This window comes from Amycolatopsis sp. NPDC003861, assembly GCF_053605405.1.
This window is the reverse complement of the sequence record NZ_JBSGJD010000232.1, coordinates 1-15,428: the sequence shown is the minus strand read 5'-3', so window position 1 is coordinate 15,428 and position 15,428 is coordinate 1. Positions and strand designations below refer to the sequence as shown.

Below are 15,428 nucleotides of genomic sequence, written 5' to 3'. Positions count from 1 at the left end.
CGGCGCCGTCCCGGCCCGCCGCAGCCGTCGCAGCAGCTGCCGACGCCGCCGCAGCCGTCGCAGCAGCTGCCGGCACCCCCGCCGCCCGGCACTCCGCTGTCGGCCCGGCTCGACGGCCTCAACGGCACCCCGGACGCCGACATCGACGTCCCGCCGGGCCCGATGGTCGGCGGGTCGTTCGCGAACCCGCCCGCCGCGCCCGGCCGCCCGCGCCGCGCCCCGGCGCGCCGCCCGGAGCCGAAGCGCGAGGACCACACCGAGCAGTTCTCGGCGGTCCCCGACGACGAGCCGCCCGCCCCGCCGGTGCCGCCGAAGGCCAAGAAGCCCGACGAGCCCGCCTCGCCCGCGGGCCTGGCGAACTGGCGCAAGCGGCGGCAGAAGGAGCAGATGGAGGACACCGAGATCGGCGTCATGCCGGCGGTGCCCTCCGACACCCCGGACGACGGCTACCCCGAGGACGACTTCGAGCCCGACGGCTTCGCCCCGGAGAGCAGCGGCTACCAGGCCGCCTACGACGCGGGCCCGCCGACCGGCGCGTACCCGCCGCCGATGCCGTTCGCGCCCGGCGACCGGGCCTCGCGGGCGCCGATCCCGGACGACCTGGCGCCGTACGAGCGCGAGTTCGCCGACGACTACCCGGCGGACGGCCCGGACTTCGAGCAGGACGACTACGGCTACGAGCAGGGCGAAGGCTACGAAGACGACGAGTACGACGACGCGCCCGAGCCGGCCGCGGAGCCGGAACCGGCGGCGTCGCCCGGCAAGCAGTGGCTGGCCCTGGCCGGCCAGCTGGCGCTGGGTGTCGTCGGCGGCGCCGCCGTCTGGCTCGGCTTCAACTGGCTGTGGGTGAACATCCCGGCCGCCGCGCTGATCGCCGCCCTGCTGGTGGTCGTCGCGCTGGTCTGGATCGTGCGGAAGATCCGCCGCGCCGAGGACCTGCAGACGACGGTGCTCGCGGTGCTGGTCGGCCTGGTGGTGACGGTCTCACCGGCGGCGTTGCTGCTCGTCGGGCGCTGACACCGGCGCGGTGATCCGCGTCGCGTTGGCGGCCCGGCGGCGCCGCGCACCGTCGGTGACGAGGCAGGATGGCGCCCGTGACAGACGAGCAGCCGGTCCCCGTCGGACTCAGCACGGCGTCGGTGTGGCCCCTCAAGGCGGGGACGGCGTTCGAGCTGGCCGCCGAGCTCGGCTACGACGGCGTCGAGGTGATGGTCTGGGCCGACCCGGTCAGCCAGGACGTCACCGCGCTGCGGCGCCTGTCGCGGCGCACCGGCGTGCCCGTGCTTTCGGTGCACTCGCCGTCGCTGCTCATCACCCAGCGGATCTGGTCGCCCGATCCGGTGGTACGGCTGCGGATGTCGGTCGATGCCGCGCTCGAGCTCGGCGCGCGCACGGTGGTGGTGCACCCGCCGTTCCGGTGGCAGCGCCGGTACGGCGACGGGTTCGGTGATCTCGTCGCCGAACTGGAGGAGTCGAGCGGCGTCGAAATCGCCGTGGAAAACATGTTCAAGGTCCGGCCGCCCGGTGGTTCGAAGAATTCGCGCGTGTCCGCGTTCCGGCCGTCGATCGATCCGACGGACGTCGGGTTCCGGCACTACACGCTCGACCTGTCCCACACAGCGGCAGCCGAGATGGACGCGCTGGCGCTCGCGCAGCGGATGGGTGACGGCCTCTCGCACGTCCATCTGGCGGACGGCACCGGCGTCCCGAGGGACGAACACCTGGTACCCGGCCGCGGCGGCCAGCCCTGCGCCGAACTGCTCGAGAAGCTGGTCAGCAACGGTTTCGGCGGCCAGATCGTGCTGGAGATCAACACCCGGCACGCCGTCACCGCGGCGCAGCGCGTCCGCGATCTGGCGGAGGCGTTGTTGTTCGCGCGGTTCCACCTCGGCCAATAAGTGCGTCGCGCCTATCTACTCCCCAGTGCATTTCCGCCGGTTGTACCCGTAAAGTTCGGACCGTGAACCCGTCGCACTCGTTGCTCGTCACCTACCCCGATTCCCGAAATGGCGCGGACCGTTCGTGAGCGGAATGGACGGCACCGCCGTGTCCTTCGACACGGCGAGTGCGGCGCGGTCGCTGGGGGACGGCACCTTCACCGCGGTGCTGCGTGCGGAATGGGCCATCGGCTCGCACCCGCACGGGGGTTTCCTGCTCGCCCTGCTGGCCCGGGCGGCGATCGCCGCCCTGCACGAGCGCGGTGAGCCGCACGCGGAGCCGCTGGTCGTCAGCGCGGAGTTCCTGCACGCGCCCGCGCTCGGCCCGGTGCTGCTGCGCACGGACGTCCGCAAGGTCGGCCGCCGCGCGACGGTGGTCGAGGTCCGCCTGGAGCAGCGCGGCCGCAGCTGCGTCGAGGCGAGGGTGACGACGGGCCGCCTGCCGATGCGCCGTCCGGAGTGGACCGACGTCCCGTCGATGCCGGCCGAGCCCCCGCCGGGCGCGCTGGCGATGGCGGAGAGCACGGAGGGGCCGTTCAACCTGGCCAAGGGCTGCGAAGTCCGCCTCGACCCGGCGACGGCGGGCTACCTGACGGGCCGCACGGGCGAGCCACCCCGGATGCGGCTGTGGGTCCGCCCGCGGCACAGCCTGGTGGACCCGTATTTTTCGCTGCTGGCGTCGGACGTGAACCCGCCGGTCGTGATGAACCTGGGCCGCATCGGCTGGGCCCCGACGGTCCAGCTGACGGCGTTGCTGAGGACACGCCCGGCGCCCGGGTGGCTGAGAGTGGTGGTGGAGTCGAGGTCGGTGCACGAGTCGTGGTTCGACTCCGACGCCACGGTGGTCGACGCCCAGGGCCGGCTGGTGTGCCAGGCACGCCAGCTGGGGTTGGCCCCGGCTCCCGGCGGCTGAGCGCGGGCTCGGTGTGCTTGGAGGGGCGGTGCCGGCGCGCCCCCGGCACCGGGGTGTCCGGCCTCGTTTGGCACCCTTGCCACCATGACGGTCATCGCGGTGCTGGGTGCGGGCAAGATCGGTGAGGCGTTGCTCTCGGGGCTGCTGCACGGCGGCCACGACGCCGGCGACCTCCTCTTCACCGAGCGGTACCCGGCGCGCGTCGACGAGCTGACCAGCCGGTACGGCATCCGGGGCGTCGAGGTCGAGGAAGCCGCGAAGCGGGCCGACATCCTGGTCGTCGCCGTGAAGCCGCAGGACATCGAGCCCGTTCTGGACGAGCTCGCTCCTCTGCTCGGGCCGTCCTCGCTCGTCGTCTCGCTCTGTGCCGGGCTGCCCACCTCGCTCTACGAACGGCGGCTCGCCGAGGGCGTCCCCGTCGTGCGGGTCATGCCGAACACGCCGATGCTGGTCAACGAGGCCATGAGCGCCATCTCCGCCGGCCGGTACGCGACCGGCGAGCACCTCGCCGTCGTGCGGGACCTGCTTTCGCACGTCGGGCAGGTCGTCGAGGTGCCCGAGGCGCAGCAGGACGCCGTCACCGCTCTGTCCGGGTCCGGGCCCGCCTACTTCTTCTACCTGGTCGAGGCCATGATCGACGCCGGGATCCTGCTCGGCCTGCCGCGCGCGCTCGCCGGGCAGCTGATCATCCAGTCGGCCGTCGGCGCGGCGAAGATGCTCGCCGAATCCGATGAGCACCCCGTGCTGCTGCGCGAGGCCGTGACCTCCCCGGCCGGGACGACCATAAACGCCATCCGCGAGCTCGAGAAGCACGGCGTCCGCGCCGCGCTGCTGGCCGCCATCGAGGCCGCGAAGGACCGGTCGGTGGAACTCGGCAAGGCGCACGAGAGCTGACCCCGGGCGCCCGATTTCCCCGGAAAGGGCGATTGCCCGGGTCTTGCACGCGCCGGTGCTTGTGCGTTAGCGCTGGTAGGGGCCCATCTCGGTGACAGGCGTCGCATTAGTCCCACCAGTCCCGCTACTCTCGATAGAGCACGTGCGTGTCGATACCACAGGTGGGGAAGCCTCGTGGCGCGACACGTGTCGAAGGACGCGGTAAACATGTCGCCGAACAAGAAGGAGGATTTGCCCGCCGTCGGGCAGGTCCAGTTCCTGACGGTCGCCGAGGTGGCCACGCTGATGCGGGTCTCCAAGATGACCGTCTACCGTCTCGTGCACTCGGGTGAGCTGCCCGCCGTCAGGGTCGGGAAGTCCTTCCGGGTGCCGGAAAAAGCAGTGCACGAGTACCTCCAGGGTGCCTACTACGACGTGGGGTGATCCACGGCCCGGCCGGCGGCACGCCGTGTTTCGACGTGCCCGCTGACCGGCCTGCCCGGGGAGACGGGTAACCTGGAAAACCGCTCGTGCCTGTGCGCTCCACCCGTTGGACGCTGCGCCGGGCAGCGTGACCGACGTCGACCTAAGGAGCGCCCATGGGCTCTGTGATCAAGAAGCGCCGCAAGCGCATGTCGAAGAAGAAGCACCGCAAGCTGCTTCGCCGTACGCGCGTCCAGCGTCGTAAGGCCGGCAAGTAAGCCTGCTGAGCGTGACCGTGGCCCGTCCAGTCTCTGGACGGGCCACGTCCATGTGGTGGGCACGGTCCGCCCGTTCGAGTGAGGCGTTCGTCGCTTTCCGGCGAAACGGTGTTAATAGCACGTGAGACGGCCCGGAGCTACCACTGAAGAGCGGTAACATCTCAAGGGCGTCCGCGCGATGCTTCCAGTGAGTGCAGGTTCGCGCGCCTCGGGTGACCGTCCACCCCCCACTTGCCCTACGCCGCAGGGAGTCGCATGCCGTCGAACATCGTGCTCGTCACCGGGGTCGCCGGGGAACTGGGCGGGAAACTGCTCGCCCGGCTGGGCAACAACCCCGATTTCGAACGGGTCATCGGTGTCGACACGGTCCCGCCCGACAAGGCGGTCCTGCAGCGCATGGGGCACGCGGAGTTCGTCCGCGCGGACATCAGGAACCCGTTGATCGCCAAGGTGATCAGCACGGCCAAGGTGGACACGGTCGTGCACGCGTCCTGCACCGCGCACCCGGCCGGGCCGGGGCGCCGCACGGCGATCAAGGAAGTCAACGTCATCGGCACCATGCGGCTGCTCGCCGCGTGCCAGCGCTCGCCGCTGGTCCGGAAACTGGTGGTCAAGTCGACGGCGGCGGTCTACGGCGCCGGCGCCCGCTCGCAGGCGGTGTTCACCGAGGACTCCGAGCTCATCCCGACGTCGACCAGCGGATACGCGAAGGACGCGGTCGAGATGGAGGGGTACGTGCGCGGCCTGGTGCGGCGCCGCCCGGACATCACGACCACGCTGTTCCGCTTCGCCAACATCATCGGCCCCGAGACCGACACCGTCCTCGCGCGCTACTTCGCGCTGCCGGTGGTGCCGACGGTCTTCGGCTACGACGCGCGGATCCAGCTCCTGCACTCTTCGGACGCGCTGTCGGTGCTGGAACGGGCGACGTTGACCGACCGGCCCGGCGTGTTCAACGTCGGCGCGGAGGGGGTACTCACCCTCTCGCAGGCGATCCGGCGGGCCGGCCGGGTCGAGCTGCCGATGCCGCGGAGCGTGGTGCCGTCGGTCGGCAAGGTCCTGCGCGGCGCGCGCGTCGTGGACTTCTCCGCCGACCAGGTCCGGCTGCTGAACTTCGGCCGGGTCGTCGACATCGCCAAGCTGAAGCAGGAGTTCGGCTACACCCCGCGGTGGACCACGCGGGAGGCGTTCGACGACTACATCGTGGGACGCGGGCTCCGCCCGGTGCTCGACGGCGGCAAGCTGGCCGGGCTGGCCGGCAAGGTGCTCGTCGCCGCCGCGACCGGGCAGAGCCGATGACCAGGCCACACGACTACTTCGGAAGCGAGGCGGGAACGGTGGGCGGTGCCGAAGCGCAGGTCATCCCCCTGCACGGACCGGGCCGGGAGAAGCCGGAAGCCGTGGAAGCCGAGCGGGACCTCCGCGAGCAGGAGGAGGCGCCGGTCGTCGCCTTCCCCGGCGGCGTCGACCGGCCGGCGCCGGAAGAGCCCCTTTCGGACGCGGCGCGCTCGGCGCTCGGCTTCCTCCGCGACCGGCTGACCGGCGACTACACGGTCGACGAGTTCGGCTTCGACGCCGAGCTGACCGAGGCGGTGTTCCTCCCGCCGCTGCGCGCGCTGTACAAGAAGTGGTTCCGCGTCGACACGTACGGCGTCGAAAACCTCCCGGCGGCCGGCGGCGCGCTGCTGGTGTCCAACCACTCGGGCACGATCCCGCTCGACTCGCTGATGACGGCGGTGGCGGTCCACGACGAGACGGGTGGCCGGCACCTGCGCGGACTGGGCGCCGACCTGGTGTTCCAGGTGCCGCTGGTGGGGTCGTTCGCCCGCAAGTCCGGCCAGACGCTGGCCTGCCACGCGGACGCCGAGCGCCTGCTGCGCAAGGGCGAGCTGGTCGGGGTGTGGCCGGAGGGCTTCAAGGGGATCGGGAAGCCGTTCGCTTCGCGCTACAAGCTGCAGCGCTTCGGCCGCGGCGGCTTCGTGTCGGCGGCGCTGCGGGCGGGTGTGCCGATCATCCCGGTGTCGGTGATCGGCGCCGAGGAGATCTACCCGAAGCTGGGCGACATCAAAGTCCTGGCGCGGATGCTCGGGCTGCCGTACTTCCCGGTGACGCCGTTCTTCCCGATGCTGGGCCTGCTGGGCGCGGTCCCGCTCCCGACGAAGTGGAGCATCGAGTTCGGCGCCCCGATCGCGACGGATTCCTTCGGCCCGGAGGCCGTCGACGACCCGATGCTGGTGTTCCAGCTGACCGACCAGGTGCGGGAGTCGATCCAGCAGACGCTCTACCAGCGGCTTTCGCAGCGGAAGTCGGTCTTCCGCGGCTGAGTCAGTCGCTGACGTGGGCGGTGTGGTCGAGCCAGTGCCGAGCGAGCTCGGCGTCGCCCTCGACGGTGGTTTCGGTCAGCGGCAGCCGCCGGGTCAACGTCAGCAGCAGTGACGCGGCCGGGCCGCTGATCGTCACGTCGGCCGGTCCGGTCTTGTGCTGCCAGGTCGCCCCCTCGGGGCGCCGCTCGACGAACCACGCGCCGTCGGCGACGTCGGTGGCCCGCCACTGCAGGGTTTGCCCGGTGCCGCGGATGGCCTGCGCGGACGCGGGCCGCTGCAGCTCCCAGGTCGGCGAGGTGAGCATCGTCAGGTGGTTGGTGACGAGCGCGGTCGCGACGTCGGCCTCGACGTCGGCCGGCCGGCCCGCCGCGGCGGCCCCGTCGAAGCCGTGGACGACGGCCTCGTTGAGCATGGTGGACAGCCAGAACTGCGTCCCGGACCGCTCGTCCCCGGAGGCGTTGAACACCGGCGCGCCGAGCGCGTCATCGGAACAGGCGGCCGCGACCCGGTCCGCCGCCTCCGCCAGCCAGCCCGGCCACGCACCCGGGTCGGCGGGCAGTTCCGGCAGCTCGGTGGGCAGCCGGGTGGGATCGGTGATGCGGCGCTCGATGATCTCCGCGACCCAGTGCTGGGTCTGCCCCAGGTGCCGCACCAGATCGGTGACGGTCCACTCCGGAGCCGTCGGCACGGCCGCGCCGGGGCCGGCCACGGCAGCGGCTTCCGCCAGGCGCCGGGTGTGATCGACGATCGCTCGCCGGGTGCGGTCCGCGGTCAGCTCGGTCATCGTGTGTCCTCGGTGTTCGGGGCGCCCCGGGTGGGTGCCTTCGCTGAAGCGTCGAACGATGATGGCGCGGATCGACACGCCCCCGGCGGAAATCTTCCGTGCCGCCGCGCGGGCCCCGGCTTCCGAGGCTGAGTGACGCGGACGCCCCAACCCGCACCCCGCCCAGACCTGCCCCGCCACCCCGATCCGAAGCCAGCACGCGGCCGTAGCGACAATCCCGGCTTCGGGGTGGTGGGCACCGAGCTCAGGCCTCGAGTTTGCGGGCTTTCGGCCGGTAACCCAGCCGTCCCCGGGTGGCGATGAGCAGGACCAAAGCCACCGCGGTCGAGGCGAGCAAGAACGCGTGCGTCGTGTCCCGGACCCCCAGCGAAGGGAACATCTCCGACCAGGCGATCGAGAAGAAGTTGTTGACGCTCGTGTGCAGCAGCATCGCGAGCGGCAGGCTCTGGCCGGTGCGGTTGAACACCCACGTCATGATGATGCTGAACGTCACGCAGGTGGCGACGAACTCGATCGGCGTCAGCCAGGTGATGTCCGGCCAGCCGCCCCACTCGCTGAAGAACAGCGGCAGGTGCCACACGCCCCACAGCGGGCCGAGGATCAGGGTGCCGCCGAGCGGTCCGTAGCGCTGCTGGAGGCGGGGGAGGGCGAAGTCGCGCCAGCCCGGTTCCTCCGCCAGCCCGGTCGTCACCATCTGCAGCAGGAGGCCGGGCAGGTAGGCCACCAGCGTCGCCACCGCCGGGGCGAGGGGGGTCTGCTCGGTCAGCGCCATGGTGGCGATCGTGAGCAGGGCCGGCACGCTGAGCACCACCGCCACGTACCAGAACCAGTGGACCCGCCACTTGAACAGGCGCGCGGTCCAGCGGCGGAGGCCGGTCCGGCCGTCGGCGAGCGCGGTCACCAGGAACGCCGCGGCGATCGGGCCGAGGTAGGCGCCCGGGAGGACGCCGGCGAACTGCGAGGTGCCGAGCAGCTCCGGGAACCGGAAGTGGAGGACGCCCAGTCCGTTCTCCGACAGGATGTAGGGCGTCCACGCGATCCAGCTCAGCAGGTTGGCCAGGGCGAAGAACCAGGTGAGCGGGTGTTTGCGGAGGCTGTTCCGCAGCCTGCCCCCGCCGCCGGTCCGGTCTTCGATGTCCACTCGGGTTGCCACCACACTGTCCCTTCGGGAGTTGCCTTTCCGATGGGAAAAGCACACCAGCCGAAGGCGGCCCGGTCATTCCCGCGAGCACCCGAAGCAGGGGTAGCGCAGGCGCTACCGGCGCCGGTAAGCCATCCCGGCCGCCACCGCGCCGGCCAGCGCTCCGGCCCCCAGCACCGAAGGGACGCCGATCTTCGCGGCCTTCCGGCCGGTCCGGAAGTCCCGGATCTCCCAGCCGCGCGCCCGGGCGACGTCCCGCAGCCCGCCGTCGGGGTTCACCGCCACCGCCGTGCCGACCACCGACAGCATCGGGATGTCGTTCGCCGAGTCCGAATACGCGGTGCAGCGCTTCAGGTTCAGGCCCTCGCGTGAGGCCAGGGCCCGCACCGCGTGCGCCTTGGCCCGCCCGTGCAGCAGGTCACCCACCAGGCGGCCGGTGTACACGCCGTCGCGGGTCTCCGCGACCGTGCCCAACGCGCCCGTGAGACCGAGCCGGCGGGAAATGATCGCCGCCAGCTCGATCGGGGTCGCCGTCACCAGCCACACCCGCTGGCCCGCGTCCAGGTGCATCTGGGCCAGCGCGCGCGTTCCGGACCAGATCTTGTCCGCCATCAGCTCGTCGTAGATCTCTTCGCTGATCGATGTCAGCTCCGCCACCGTGCGGCCGGCCACAAAGGACAGTGCGCGCTCGCGGTGGGTCTTGATGTCCTCTTTGTTCTCGCGGCCGCCGAGGCGGAACTTGATCTGGCCCCAGACGAAGCCGGCCAGGTCCGACGACGTGAAGAACTTGCGCGCGGCCAGGCCGCGGGCGAAGTAGAAGATCGACGCGCCCATCATCATCGTGTTGTCGACGTCGAAGAACGCGGCCGCGGTCAGGTCCGGCGGCGCGGGCGGGGCCGGCGGTTCGGACAGGGCGTGCGCGGCCTCCGCCGACGCCTCGCCCGCCAGCGCGGCGAGCCGTTCGAGCTCCTGACTCTTGTCCTTGCCACGCCAAGCTGACACGTACACCGCCTCCACGTCTCCTTCGCACAGCGTAGCGAGCCGCCCACCGCGCCGTCGCAGGTGTGGGCCGGACCTCAGCCGATGATGATCGGCGGAAGCCCCGGCAGGAGCGGCGGCAGCGAGATCAGCGGCGGCTGGGACGTCGTCGTGGTCGGCGCCGGCGGGCGGGACGTCGTCGACGGCTGGCCGAACACCGGGGGCGGGGTCACCCCGCCGGTCGGTGCCGGGAGGCCCGGGGTCGCCGCGGCGTCCGACGGCGGCAGCTGCGTGCCCGTCGGTGTCGGTGTCGTGCTCTCCTGCGACGAAGGCGCGACCGACGCCGTCGGCTGCTCCCCGGCCGCCGGGGCGGGCCGCTGCGTGCACTCGCCGGTCGCCGGGAGCGGGCCCAGCTCGTCCGAGGCGCCGGTGGTGATCTGGTAGCAGTTCATCCGCGCCACCAGGCCGCTCGCCCGCTCCTGGACCTTGCTCAGCAGGTCGCGGACGTCGCCGAACACCGGCGCCGCGTCCGCCGGGAGCGGCAGCGCGGCCAGCCGGGCCGCCTGGTTGCGGGCCCAGAGCCGGACGTCGGACAGCGCCTGCGTGCCGGCGCCGTCGCTGGTCGCCACGGTGGACAGCTGGGCGACGCCGGCCCGCAGGTCGGCGGCGAAGTCGTCGTACGCGGTCCGGTAGTCGGCGGCGCTCGCGTCTTCCGCGGCCAGCTCGCCGAGCTCGGTGATCCGGTTGGTGGCGAACTCGAGGTGCTTGCGCGCCTTCTCCTGGTCACCGAACGTGAGGCCCAGCGCGGTCGATTCGCCGGCGCGCTTGATGCCGTACAGCGGGTCACCGGGCAGCGCCGTGCGCGAGAGCACCAGCGTCAGCCCCGAGAGCACGAGGAAGAGGAAGAGCGCGGCGGCCACCAGGTCGGCGGTCCGCGGCCGCCACCTCCGACGCGGGGTGGTGGCCGCCGCCGTCTCCAGGCGGCCCGCGATCTCCGCGCGGATCCGCTGCCGCGTCTCCAGGTCCGGTGACCCGGCCGCGCCGAGGTCGCGCAGGGCGCCGACGATCGCGAGTTCGTCGGCGAACTCCCCGTCCCGGCGGACCGGCGACGGTTCCAGGGCACGCGCGAACCGCTCGCTCTCGGCTCGCTCACGCGCAAACCTCACGGCGCTGCTCTCCATCCCGGGCTTCGGCCGGCCTGACACCGGTCTGCGTGGGGTAACGATCCAGAAGCCGTCAGGGTTACCGGTTTCGGCCGACGAACGGAAAAGTTCGCGGGTTCAGCGCAATCCGGTGGGCAGAAGTTGTGCCAATCGGCGTACCGCGCGGTGCTGGAGCGCCTTGATGGCGCCTTCGTTGCGGTTCATGATCTCGGCCGTCTCGGCCACCGACAAGCCCTGCAGGAACCGCAGGACGATGCATTCGCGCTGGTCCTCGCCCAGTTCGGCGACGCAGCGCAGCAGCTCGGCCCGGGTGGCGCGGCTGATCGCCTCCTGCTCGGGGCCCGCCTGGGCGGTCGCGCCGACGCTGAACGGCGCCGAACCCGGCTCGGTCACCTCGTCGGTGACCACCTCGAGCTTGAACCGGCTCGACTTGACGTGGTCGAGCACGAGGTTGCGGGCGATGGTGACGAACCAGGCGCCGACGTCACGTCCCTGGTAGCTCACCGACGTGATGCGGCGCAGCGCGCGCAGGAACGTCTCGCTGGTGACGTCCTCGGCGAGGTCGCGGTCGCCGAGGCGGAACAGCACGTACCGGTAGACGACGTCGACGTAGCGGTCGTAGAGCCGGCCGAACGCGGACGAGTCGCCGTCCTGCGCGGCCCGCACCAGGTCCCAGGCCTCGGCCTTCGCCGCCTCGGCGCGCTCGTCGTCGGCCGCCTGCCTGCTCAGCGGCACGGACGGCGCCCGTCCGAAGACGCGCTCGGCGAACATGAAGACGGGCCCACGGCTCACGGCGGTCGGCACGGTCATCGGGCGGCACCTCCGGCGGTGGCTTCGGCCCAGCGGGCCACGGTACCCCCGGAACCACGGCGAGCAGGGATCGGCCGGCTCGCATGCCCCACGACCTCGTGGGCAGGCAAGTTCCTCACGGCGACTCCCTCTCTCCGGTCGCGGCGGTGATCAACACCACCGGCGCGACGCAGTGCAACATACGTGTAGTTACCGCTAAGTAGGTAGTGGTTCCGGGGTTGCGCAGACGCGACGCTCGCGGTCAGCACCCATGACGTCGCTTCAGATGACAGACTTGCAACGGTTGGCGCCGGGCGAGAAGAGGTGGGTCGCGGGTGAGTGCTCCAGAAGGGACGCAGCCGGGGGTCGGCGGGCTGCTCACACGGGCCGCGGCGACGTGGCCGGAGCACCCGGCCGTGGTCGAAACCGGCACCGGGCGCAGCCTGACCTACCGCGAGGCCGACGCGGCCGCCCAGGCCCAGGCCCGGCGGCTGGCGGACGCCGGGGTCGGCCCCGGCGACCGGGTGGGGCTGCGGCTGCCGACGTCGGTGGACTTCGTCATCGCCTTCTTCGGCGCGCTGCGGGCGGGCGCCGTGGTCGTCCCGCTGTCGCCGCAGGTGCCCGGGCCCGAGCTCGAGAAGCTCCTTGAGCACAGCGGCGCGAAGGTCGTCGTCCAGCGCGACGCCGAGGGGGATCTCCCCGACGGCGTGAGCGGTCTCACGCCGGGGGGTGACCCGGACGGAGGAGGGGATTTCCCCGACACCGGCCGGGCCGGCGAGGACATCGCGGTCATCTCGTACACCTCGGGCACGACCGGCCCGCCGCGCGGGGTGATGCTGTCGCACCGCGCGCTGCTGGCGAACCTCGAGCAGATCAGCGCGGTCGAGGGCGTCCTGGAGCAGGACGACCGGGTGCTGATCACCATCCCGCTCTTCCACGTCTACGGCCTCGGGCCGGGCCTCCTGCAGGCCACCGCGGTCGGCGCGACCGCGGTCCTCTCCGAGCGCTTCGAAGCCCAGCGCACGCTGGACGACTGCGCCGAGCACCGCGTCACCTCGATCACCGGCGTCCCGACGATGTACGGCGAGTTCGCCGCGTTCGGCGCCGACGAGCTGCGCCGTGGCCTGGCCACCGTGCGCCGGATGACCTCGGGCGCCGCGCCGCTGCACCCGAAGGTGCTGACGGCCATCCGCGAGGCCACCGGCCTCGACGTCTACGAGGGCTACGGCCTCACCGAATGCGCGCCGGTGGTGACGTCGACGCTGGTCACCGGCTATCCGAAGCCCGGGTCGGTCGGGCGGCCGCTGCCCGGCGTCGAGCTGCGGCTGGTGGACAGCGACGGCACCGACCAGGCCGTCCCGCTCGACCCGGACGACGTCGACGACGTCTTCGAGGCCGAGGGCGAGACCGGGCTGGTGTCGATCCGCGGCGCCAACCTCTTCTCCGGCTACTGGCCCGACGGCGGCCACGGCCCGGACGACGAGGGCTGGTTCCGCACCGGCGACGTCGGCTACCTCGACACCGACGGCGACCTGCACCTGGTCGACCGGGCCAACGACCTGATCATCGTCAACGGCTTCAACGTCTTCCCGCGCGAGGTCGAGGAGGTCATCGGGCAGCTGTCCGAAGTGGCCGAGGCCGCGGTCGTCGGCGTCGTCGACGAGCGCAGCGGCGAGGCGGTCAAGGCGGTCGTGGTGCCGTCGGCCGGGGCGGCGCTGTCCGAGCAGCAGGTCGTCGACCACTGCGCGGCCCACCTCGCCGGGTACAAGGTGCCGCACCTGGTCGAGTTCGCCGAGTCGCTGCCGCATTCGGCGACCGGGAAGCTGCGCCGCCTGCGGCTGCGGTAGGAAGGACGGCATGGCGCACGAAGTGACGGTGCTGGGCCGGGACGGCTGCCACCTCTGCGAGGTCGCGGAAGCCGAGGTCGCGCGGATCTGCGGGGAACTCGGCGTCGCGTGGAAGGCCGAGGACGTCGACACCGACCCGGAGTGGCGCGCGGAGTACGGCGACCGCGTCCCGGTGATCCTGGTCGACGGCGCCGAGCACGGGTACTGGCGCGTCGAAGAGGACCGGCTGCGGCGCGCGCTCCAGCCGTAACCGGCTCGTAAGGGCGATCGAGCAGCCGCTTCACGTCTTCGCTCCGAAGATGGAGACGTGAGCACTCTGCAAGAAGCGCCGCCCGAAGCGCCCCGGCGGCTTTCGCTGCCGGTCGCGACGCTGATCGGCCTCCTCGCGCTGGCCGCCGCCCTCGGCGTCGGGCACCTGGTCGCGGGCTTCGTCGGGTACACGGCGTCGCCGTTCATCGCGGTGGCGAACTACGTCATCGACCACAGCCCGACGGCGATCGTGAAGTGGGCCGAGCGGACGTTGGGCACCTGGGACAAGCCGGTGCTCAAGCTCGGGCTCGCGGTGGTGCTGGTCCTGTTCGCGCTGCTCGCCGGCCGGCTCTCGCGCCGGACGCCGCGAGCGGGGCAGATCCTCGTCTTCGTGTTCGGCGCGGCCGGGGTCGCGGCCGTGTACGCGCGCAGCGACCTCGGGCAGGTTTCGCTGCTCGCGCCGGTCGCCGCCCTGGTCGCCGGGCTCGCGGTGTTCACCTTCCTGCACCGGCTCGCGCTGCCCGTCGACGTCGTGCCGGACCGGGGCTTCGACCGGCGGAAGTTCCTGCGCGCCGGGGTCGGCGTCGCCGCCGGGTCGGGCCTCGCGGCCGTCGTCGGCCAGGTCGCCGGGACCAGCTCGAACGCCGAGGACTCGCGGGCCGCCGTCGGCCCGCTCGTGCCCGCGCGCACCGCGCCGCCACTGCCCGCGGACGCCGACTTCGCGAAGCTCGGCTCGCCGCCGTTCCTCACGCCGAACGCGGACTTCTACCGGATCGACACCGCGCTGGTCGTGCCGCAGATCCGCACCGAGGACTGGAGCCTGAAGATCCACGGGATGGTCGACCGCGAGGTGACCTTCTCCTACGCCGACATCCGCAACCGGCCGCTGGTCGAGCGCCGGGTCACGCTGACCTGCGTGTCCAACGAGGTCGGCGGGCCGCTGATCTCGAACGCGTCCTGGATCGGCGTCGACCTGGTGGACCTGCTGGACGAGGCCGGGGTGCAGGCGGGCGCGGAGCAGATGTTCGCGACCAGCGTCGACGGCTGGACGTGCGGGACGCCGGCGAACGTCGCCCTCGACCCGACGCGCGGGGCGATGCTGGCGATCGGCATGAACGGCGAGCCGCTGCCGGTCGAGCACGGCTTCCCGGCGCGGATCGTCATCCCCGGCCTCTACGGCTACGTGTCGGCGACGAAGTGGGTCGAATCGCTGGAGTTCACGAAGTGGGACGCCCGCCAGGCGTACTGGCTGAGCCGCGGCTGGGCCGAGCAGGCGCCGATCAAGACCGAGTCCCGCATCGACACACCGAGCGGCTTCGCGGGCGTCACGGCGGGCAAGGTCCGGCTGGCCGGCACGGCGTGGGCGCAGCACACCGGGATCGCGAAGGTGGAGGTCCGGCTCGACCAGGGTCCGTGGCAGCCGGCGACGCTGTCGGCCGAGGTGAGCAAGGACACCTGGCGGATGTGGTGGATCGAGCTGGACGTGCCGAAGGGCACGCACCAGGCGTCGGTCCGGGCGACGGATCGAGACGGGTACACGCAGACGGAGAACCGAGCGGACCCGGTCCCGGACGGCGCCACCGGCTGGCACTCGGTCACCCTCGACGCCCGCTGACCGCCCCAAGCGCCCCAAGCGCCCCAATGTGGCGTTGGTTGCGTCCAACGCACCGAACGCCACATTGGGTGCGTCTGACGCACCGAACGCCACATTGGGTGCGTCTGACGCACC

General features: G+C 72.2%; 16 protein-coding genes. 11 read left to right on the top strand and 5 right to left on the bottom strand.

Annotated features, from left to right (window positions below; translation table 11 throughout):
• The 8 genes from ACWEVN_RS38320 to ACWEVN_RS38285 all read left to right on the top strand — a co-directional run.
• Window positions 1–1,017, top strand: a 1,017-nt coding sequence (locus tag ACWEVN_RS38320) for a hypothetical protein (RefSeq protein WP_452054533.1), incomplete at its 5' end; no start/stop codon positions are given.
• Between the two features lie 68 nt (window positions 1,018–1,085).
• Window positions 1,086–1,898: a sugar phosphate isomerase/epimerase family protein gene (locus tag ACWEVN_RS38315; protein ID WP_452054532.1), complete on the top strand. Its 813-nt coding sequence runs from the start codon at window positions 1,086–1,088 to the stop codon at window positions 1,896–1,898.
• A 133-nt stretch (window positions 1,899–2,031) separates the two neighbouring features.
• Window positions 2,032–2,850: a thioesterase family protein gene (locus ACWEVN_RS38310; protein ID WP_285994060.1), complete on the top strand. Its 819-nt coding sequence runs from the start codon at window positions 2,032–2,034 to the stop codon at window positions 2,848–2,850.
• An 84-nt stretch (window positions 2,851–2,934) separates the two neighbouring features.
• Complete coding sequence (proC, locus tag ACWEVN_RS38305; RefSeq protein ID WP_310967926.1) at window positions 2,935–3,744, top strand: pyrroline-5-carboxylate reductase; 810 nt, start codon at window positions 2,935–2,937, stop codon at window positions 3,742–3,744.
• A gap of 207 nt (window positions 3,745–3,951) precedes the next feature.
• Window positions 3,952–4,167 (top strand): helix-turn-helix domain-containing protein, encoded by a 216-nt coding sequence (locus ACWEVN_RS38300; protein ID WP_013222402.1) that lies wholly within the window; start codon window positions 3,952–3,954, stop codon window positions 4,165–4,167.
• Window positions 4,168–4,322: 155 nt separating this feature from the next.
• Window positions 4,323–4,424 carry a 30S ribosomal protein bS22 gene (locus ACWEVN_RS38295; protein WP_007030867.1) on the top strand — a complete coding sequence of 34 codons (102 nt, stop codon included), beginning with the start codon at window positions 4,323–4,325 and terminating at the stop codon, window positions 4,422–4,424.
• A gap of 255 nt (window positions 4,425–4,679) precedes the next feature.
• Window positions 4,680–5,723, top strand: a complete 1,044-nt coding sequence (locus ACWEVN_RS38290; RefSeq protein WP_449686757.1) for an NAD-dependent epimerase/dehydratase family protein — start codon at window positions 4,680–4,682, stop codon at window positions 5,721–5,723.
• Entirely contained in the window at window positions 5,720–6,748 is a 1,029-nt protein-coding gene (locus tag ACWEVN_RS38285; RefSeq protein ID WP_452054531.1) for a lysophospholipid acyltransferase family protein, read from the top strand. The genes ACWEVN_RS38290 and ACWEVN_RS38285 overlap by 4 nt, the downstream gene beginning before the upstream one ends.
• A gap of 1 nt (window position 6,749) precedes the next feature.
• Here the strand turns inward: ACWEVN_RS38285 and ACWEVN_RS38280 are convergent, their stop codons facing one another.
• The 5 genes from ACWEVN_RS38280 to ACWEVN_RS38260 form a co-directional block, all read right to left on the bottom strand.
• Window positions 6,750–7,532 (bottom strand): maleylpyruvate isomerase family mycothiol-dependent enzyme, encoded by a 783-nt coding sequence (locus ACWEVN_RS38280; RefSeq protein ID WP_452054530.1) that lies wholly within the window; start codon window positions 7,530–7,532, stop codon window positions 6,750–6,752.
• A 244-nt stretch (window positions 7,533–7,776) separates the two neighbouring features.
• Window positions 7,777–8,685: a CPBP family intramembrane glutamic endopeptidase gene (locus tag ACWEVN_RS38275; RefSeq protein WP_452054529.1), complete on the bottom strand. Its 909-nt coding sequence runs from the start codon at window positions 8,683–8,685 to the stop codon at window positions 7,777–7,779.
• A gap of 102 nt (window positions 8,686–8,787) precedes the next feature.
• Window positions 8,788–9,675 carry an HAD family hydrolase gene (locus tag ACWEVN_RS38270; protein WP_310967921.1) on the bottom strand — a complete coding sequence of 296 codons (888 nt, stop codon included), beginning with the start codon at window positions 9,673–9,675 and terminating at the stop codon, window positions 8,788–8,790.
• A 74-nt stretch (window positions 9,676–9,749) separates the two neighbouring features.
• Entirely contained in the window at window positions 9,750–10,817 is a 1,068-nt protein-coding gene (locus ACWEVN_RS38265; protein ID WP_452054528.1) for a DUF5667 domain-containing protein, read from the bottom strand.
• Window positions 10,818–10,931: 114 nt separating this feature from the next.
• Window positions 10,932–11,624 carry a sigma-70 family RNA polymerase sigma factor gene (locus ACWEVN_RS38260; protein ID WP_449686752.1) on the bottom strand — a complete coding sequence of 231 codons (693 nt, stop codon included), beginning with the start codon at window positions 11,622–11,624 and terminating at the stop codon, window positions 10,932–10,934.
• A gap of 314 nt (window positions 11,625–11,938) precedes the next feature.
• Here ACWEVN_RS38260 and ACWEVN_RS38255 point away from each other — a divergent pair, with 314 nt between their 5' ends.
• From ACWEVN_RS38255 to ACWEVN_RS38245, 3 genes are read left to right on the top strand one after another with little or no spacing between them, the layout of a single operon-like run.
• Window positions 11,939–13,450 carry an AMP-binding protein gene (locus ACWEVN_RS38255; protein ID WP_452054527.1) on the top strand — a complete coding sequence of 504 codons (1,512 nt, stop codon included), beginning with the start codon at window positions 11,939–11,941 and terminating at the stop codon, window positions 13,448–13,450.
• 10 nt (window positions 13,451–13,460) lie between these two features.
• Window positions 13,461–13,700 carry a glutaredoxin family protein gene (locus ACWEVN_RS38250; RefSeq protein ID WP_310967917.1) on the top strand — a complete coding sequence of 80 codons (240 nt, stop codon included), beginning with the start codon at window positions 13,461–13,463 and terminating at the stop codon, window positions 13,698–13,700.
• A gap of 57 nt (window positions 13,701–13,757) precedes the next feature.
• Window positions 13,758–15,314, top strand: a complete 1,557-nt coding sequence (locus tag ACWEVN_RS38245; RefSeq protein WP_452054526.1) for a molybdopterin-dependent oxidoreductase — start codon at window positions 13,758–13,760, stop codon at window positions 15,312–15,314.
• Window positions 15,315–15,428 lie beyond the last annotated feature (114 nt).